The organism is Protofrankia sp. CiP1_Cm_nod4, assembly GCF_982290645.1.
This window is the reverse complement of sequence record NZ_CEVIVC010000213.1, coordinates 1-5581: the sequence shown is the minus strand read 5'-3', so window position 1 is coordinate 5581 and position 5581 is coordinate 1. Positions and strand designations below refer to the sequence as shown.

General features: G+C 68.6%; 5 protein-coding genes. 2 read left to right on the top strand and 3 right to left on the bottom strand.

The genetic code is table 11. The features are described from left to right. Nucleotides 1-300 precede the first annotated feature (300 nt). The gene (locus AC5LSR_RS22930) at nt 301-705 is read left to right on the top strand and encodes a hypothetical protein (protein WP_250285879.1); all 405 of its coding nucleotides are present in this window, start codon (nt 301-303) and stop codon (nt 703-705) included. A 150-nt stretch (nt 706-855) separates the two neighbouring features. Here the strand turns inward: AC5LSR_RS22930 and AC5LSR_RS22925 are convergent, their stop codons facing one another. Further along, nucleotides 856-2103 carry an epoxide hydrolase family protein gene (locus AC5LSR_RS22925; RefSeq protein WP_250291679.1) on the bottom strand — a complete coding sequence of 416 codons (1248 nt, stop codon included), beginning with the start codon at nt 2101-2103 and terminating at the stop codon, nt 856-858. 102 nt (nt 2104-2205) lie between these two features. Between AC5LSR_RS22925 and AC5LSR_RS22920 the strand changes: the two genes are divergently transcribed. Beyond that, the gene (locus tag AC5LSR_RS22920) at nt 2206-2829 is read left to right on the top strand and encodes a CGNR zinc finger domain-containing protein (RefSeq protein WP_250285881.1); all 624 of its coding nucleotides are present in this window, start codon (nt 2206-2208) and stop codon (nt 2827-2829) included. Between the two features lie 19 nt (nt 2830-2848). Here AC5LSR_RS22920 and AC5LSR_RS22915 read toward each other — a convergent pair whose 3' ends face one another. Further along, nucleotides 2849-4210: a hypothetical protein gene (locus AC5LSR_RS22915; RefSeq protein WP_493469001.1), complete on the bottom strand. Its 1362-nt coding sequence runs from the start codon at nt 4208-4210 to the stop codon at nt 2849-2851. Further along, nucleotides 4198-4581, bottom strand: a complete 384-nt coding sequence (locus tag AC5LSR_RS22910) for a hypothetical protein (protein ID WP_250284641.1) — start codon at nt 4579-4581, stop codon at nt 4198-4200. Before AC5LSR_RS22910 ends, AC5LSR_RS22915 begins: the two co-directional genes overlap by 13 nt. Nucleotides 4582-5581 lie beyond the last annotated feature (1000 nt).

Genomic DNA, 5581 nt, shown 5'->3' with positions numbered 1-5581 from the left:
CAGCACACCCGTTCACACCCACGCCCCCAACGCCGCTGACCCCCGACATCCACGCGTAGGGACACCATATCGACGAAAACCACCCACGACCGCAGCCGGCATCCACCACTCGTAGGTAGAAAGCGCTGCCCCGACAACGTTTTCCACCTACGGGTACGGAAGCCGTCGGTGGAAAACGTTGTCGAGATAACGTTTTCCACCTACACCTCGGCCAACACCCTCAGTACGACAGCAGGCGGACACCTGCGGGCAGTGCGGACACGGCACCGCCGCCATCGGTCCGGACGGTACGGTGTCACCGTGCGTGTTCACCCGACATGCGGCCGCCGGCCACTCCCCCCGGGAATCGCGCCGGCCTGGGGCAGCACCGAACACCTGGACCTGCACTGGGGCAACGTCACCATCCCCAACCTGACGATCCTCGACTGGGAACACTGGGGCACCGGCGTGGCCGGCTCCGGCGCCGCACGCCTGTACTGCACCGCCCTGGCCGCCCCCGAAACCGCCGAACAGCTCCACGCCACGTTCGCGGACATCCTCGACAGCCCGTCGGGACGCTACGCGCTGCTGGTCGCCGCCGCCGACATCCTGGTCAACGTCGCCTGCTACGAGGACACCGTCAACCTCTGCCCCGCCCTCCACCAGCTCACCAGAAAAATCCTGAACCAGCCGGAGAGACCCGGTGAACCGATCATGAAGAGCTGACCCGGTGAGAACCGTGGAGAGGGGAGTGTCACGTTTTTCTTACGCTCCTGCCTGGGGTTCTTACGCTCCCGCCTGGGAAACGGGAAACGCACCGTTCACCCGAACGGTGGCGCGCCCCGGCCCGGCCCGGCTCGTCGACGCATGCGCGGATCACGTCGTCGTGCTGGCGCGTTCCGCCTGCCGGACGAACCCGGCCAGGTCGGCCGTGAAGATCTCAGGGACCTCGAGGGCCGGGAAGTGCCCACCGCGCGGCGGTTCGGTGAATCGCACCAGGTTGCGCGAACGCGCGACGAAGCTCGCCGGCGGGGTCACGACCCGCGGGTCGGGGAAGGCCGCGAACGCGGAGGGCACCTCGATGACGCGGCCGGGCGGAAGCGTGATCGGGCCGGCGAGGAACTCCGAGTAGGCCACCAACGAGCTGGCGACGCTGCCCGAGGCAAGATAGATCATCATCTCGGTGATGATGTCGTCCGCGGTCAGCGCCGGTCCGCCGCCGGCGGCGTTGGCGTTGGCGTTGGGGTCGCTCCACAGGTGAAACTTCTCCAGCGCCCATGCGGCGAAGCCGGCCGGGCTGTCCGCCAGGGCCGGTGCCAGCGTGAGCGGCGCCGTCACCTGCAGAAGAAGGTATGCGCCCAGGGGGCCGGTGTTCAGGTCATGCTCCCGCCGGACGAACGCGGCCTCGTCGGCCGACGGATCCTCGACGCCGGTCAGGCCGCTTCCCAGGGGCGCCCCGTCGTGACGGACGCCGAGGAGGGTGGTGTGCAGCCCGGCGCAGTGGTCCGGATGGTCGAAGGCCATCCACTCGGCGATCGGCGCACCCTGATCCCCGCCGTGGACGTAGTACCTGGACTCCCCGAGAACCTCGGTAAGCAGCCTGTGGAAGAGGTGCCCGGCCGACCGCGCGCCGAGCGGGGCCGGCGCGAGCGAGGAGAAGCCGTATCCGGGTAGTGACGGGACGACGACGGTCAGCCCGTCCCTCGGATCGCCGCCGGCGGTCTCCGGGTGCGCGAGCCCGCGGATGACCGCGCGGAACGTCGCGAACGAGGTGGGCCATCCATGCAGCAGCAGCACCGTCGAGGGAGCGGTTCCGGAGCCGGGCTCCCGCAGGACGTGCAGCTTGACGCCGTCAACGGTGGCGATGAACTGCTCGAAGGTGTTGAGCTCTCGCTCGTGCCGGCGCCAGTCGTAGCCGGTGAGCCAGTACCGCGTGAGTGCGTCAAGCGCCGCCGGGTCGGTACCGGACTGCCAACCGGGCCGTCTCGACAGGGCCGCCGGGTCGAATTCGGCGAGACGCTGTCGGATCCGCTCCAGCACGTCGTCCGGTGTGCTGATCCGGAACGGCGTCACCCTCCCGGCCGGCCCGCCTGATCTCCGTCCTGCCTGCTCTCCTGTACGCATCCGGGCCCCTTCTAGTCGTAGATCTTCAGGCCGCAGCCCTTACCAACACCATCTATATCATTTAATGGTGTCGCTCCTGATAGGTGGTTCACTGGTGAGGACATGGACCCCTTGGACGCCTGGTCGTCGCACTACGGTGCGCCGCTGTCGCTGCGTGCACTGGGGGCGTTCCTCAACTCCGTGGACGAGCGGATCTTCGGCGCCCACCGGCCGCGCGAGCAGCTCACGGATCCCGAGGCGCTGAGCCGCTGGCTCACGGCTCACGGCCTGGCGCCGGAAGGGGCGTTCGCGGGCGAGACCGAGTTCGCGGACGCGCTGCGCCTGCGCACGGCGCTTCGCGAGGCGGCCGCGGCCAACCGGCGGACTACGCAACCGCCTCCGGAGAGCGTCGATCTGGGCGACGTGGCCGACCGCCTCGCGCTGCGGATCCGGGTGGGCCCCGGCGGTGTCGAACTCGAACCCGCCGGAGGCGGCGAGGCCGCTCAGGCAGTGGCGCGTCTCGCGGCCGCCGCGGTCCTCGCAACGGCGGACGGCACCTGGCAGCGAGTGAAGATGTGCGCGGCGCCGGACTGCCGAGTCGTCTTCTACGACGAATCGAAGCCCCGGACCGGGCGCTGGTGCGCGACCGCCGTCTGCGGTAACCGGGCCAAGACCCGACGCTACCGGCAGCGCGTCGGACCGTCCCGCCCGGCGACGCCCACCGACACCCCGCCCCCACCGGGCTGAAATGAATATTATTAGCTTTTCAGATGTCCTCAAGCTGGTTGTCGACCTGATGTCTTACGGTCAGTGGTGAAACGCCGAAATGGCTCGCTATGACGTCGAGGGCGGCGTCCTCGTCGTGCGTCCCGAGAGTCGCCAGTGCACGGCGTATTCCCTCGGCCGGGGCAAGCAGCTCGGCCGCGAAGGCGCCCGCGACCCGGTCGTCGCCGACATGGGTGGAGGCCAGGAGGAAGGTTCGCTGATATGGCCGGAAAATCGCACGGCCGAGTGCCTTCGCGCGGCGGAACGACTGATAGTGGCTACCAGGCCCCGCCGTGCTCGCGAACGTCGGTGAATCGCTCAGCGCGAGCCCGCACCGGTCGTCCCGGACAGCGGCAAAGCCCTGTAGGCCGCCCGCGGGGCCCTGAAGTGTCCGTGCGCCCACCCAGGCGGATATGTCGAAGGGCACGGTCGCCCCGGTGCCCAGCGCCTGCCGCACCGCGCGTGCCATGTCGAAGCCGACATGCCATGACTGTCGAAGGCCGGCGCCGTCCCGCACGGCGCCCGCGGCGAGCTCACCCGCCACCGCCGCACGAAGAGGATCCAACGGCATCGCGGCGTCGGCTGACGCGTGGCGAGCCGCTTCGGACGCTTTCGGGAGCCACGCAGCGGCTATGTCAAGGGTGTCGAGGTCCGCGCTGTCCAGGAAGTCGTCCCGAAGCTCGTCCGGGATGGCCGGCACAATGGCCAGCAGTTTCGCCGTGGTCTCCTCGTCGACCGCATACGGGTCGAGGCCCAGCCTGGCCGCCGCCAGGAAGAAATCCCGCTCCTCTTCGTCCGCGTTTCCTATTTCCGCCCATTCCGTGGAAAGCGGCGTCTTCCCGACGTCCGACTCCGCGAGCCGGTCAAGGACGCGTTGGACGATGCCGGCCAACGTCTTTCTGGCTTCGTCGGAGCGCACCAGCGCTCGTCCGCGTGACGCGAACCGCAACGCCCCCGGCACCCGGTCCTCGTCGGCGGCCCAGACAATCCGGGTGATCGCCCCTTCGGGTACCGCTGTCAGGTCGGGCCAGGCCATCCCGTCTCCGGCGCCCCGCAGGTTGTGCTGGCGCAGCCAGGGATACCGGCGCAGGTTGGACCACGTCCAGTGCGTGGGCCTGATGGCGGAGGGACGAATGTGCCCCGTCAGCAGCCACCAGTTGGTGGCGATCCATTCCGCCAGCGGATAAAGACTGCCATAGACCGACCGCCGGAAGGTGCCACCGGCCTCCTCCACCTGCGTCACACATCTGCCGTCCACCCACAGCTCGTACCTCGCCCAGGTGGCGGCCAGTTCGGGAGCACGCACGCCGGGTGCGTCAAGCCACTCGATCCGCAACTCGACCCCGACACTCACGGAAGCCACCCCGGAGCTTCCGCGGGAAGGATCGGGTATCCCTTGTACTCGCCAGACCCCGAGTTACACAGACGCGCCTCGTAGACGCGTTCACCGACCCGCGTCCATACGTAACGCGGGAAATCACCCTCGACGTGTGCGCTGACGTTGCCAGCGCGCACCGCGTCGTACAGCCATTTGGCGACATCGTCGAGCACCAGGTCACGTGGACACGCCGACGCGTCACTTCGCAGCTTCCCCGGCCCGGCGCTGGTCAGGTAGTCCTTGTGCTCGGGGCTCGGGGTGTAGGAAACCCGCGCGGCCAGGGCAGCCAGATACCCCGGATCGGCGGCTATCAGCTTGGTTGAGCTGCGTGGCCGTCGGCGACGGGGCGCCCGCATCGCGACCCCCTACATCGTGTCCGGCTCGGCATGGCTACAAGATGAGGGTACCGGCGACCGTCGACCCGGACATGCCGCATCTGTGTCTTCGGAGTGGCCCGTGACCCGCTGCCGTCCGCCCGTGCCAGCGCCGCAGCCCCCGCAGGTCCGGCCCTGTGGGCGAATCGGCCAGGCAGGGGGCTGGCTCGTGGAGCGCCGAGCCGGAACATACGCCCGGTACTCCCGGACAGGAGGTGGTGTCGGTGGCCAGGTCACAGGCGTGCCATCCGGTCGGCCGGGAGGGGCGGGGCCAGGGGCGCAGCCCCAGGGAGACCCTACGGGCCCGCCGGCACCGCGCTCGGCCGGCCGAGCAGCACACGATGCGGCTTCCTGTCAAACCGCACAACCTTGATCGTCGCCCAGGACCTCCGACACGCCGCGGATCGGGGGAGGTTCCGGAAAACATCGGCACCTCCCTGACCCGCACAAACGTTATCGATCATGAATTTTTGCCCAGTTATCCACCTCCCGGAGGTTCTGGAACGATCTTGCATCGTCGCAGGTCAGCGGGGGTGAAAACTGTGACGGGGTCCCCGCGCAGGCAAAATCCGAGTCGAACTGCGACAAGCCACTCGTCAGGTGCGGCTGCCAATGCCGCAGGCTCCCACGTGGGCAAAAACCGAGCCGGACTGCAACCGCAGGATCCGGAACCCACCGGCCGACCAGCCGTTCCCATGCGGGCAAAAATCGAGCCGGACGGGTGCTCCTTTCGTCTTGAAGCCCCAGGATGTTGTCTCCGCGTGGGCAAAAAAGGAATCGGACTGCAGCTGTTCGGGCCATGGGAGGGTGACGCCGATCCGTATTTCCCGCGAACAGAGAGAGTTTGGCTGTGGGGCTCGGGCCAAACACGGTAGGTGGTGCCGCCCGTGATGGTGGCCGTTGCTGGAGGCGGCTGGGCGAGGCGGTATTATGATCAGTTGTGACTACCGCCTTTCCCTCGTCGGCAGCCGCACCGGGTGGG

Coding starts and splice junctions, on each gene's coding strand:
- AC5LSR_RS22925 (WP_250291679.1), bottom strand. CDS start 2,103: ATGCGTACAGGAGAGCAGGCAGGACGGAGATCAGGCGGGCCGGCCGGG.
- AC5LSR_RS22920 (WP_250285881.1), top strand. CDS start 2,206: ATGGACCCCTTGGACGCCTGGTCGTCGCACTACGGTGCGCCGCTGTCG.
- AC5LSR_RS22910 (WP_250284641.1), bottom strand. CDS start 4,581: ATGCGGGCGCCCCGTCGCCGACGGCCACGCAGCTCAACCAAGCTGATA.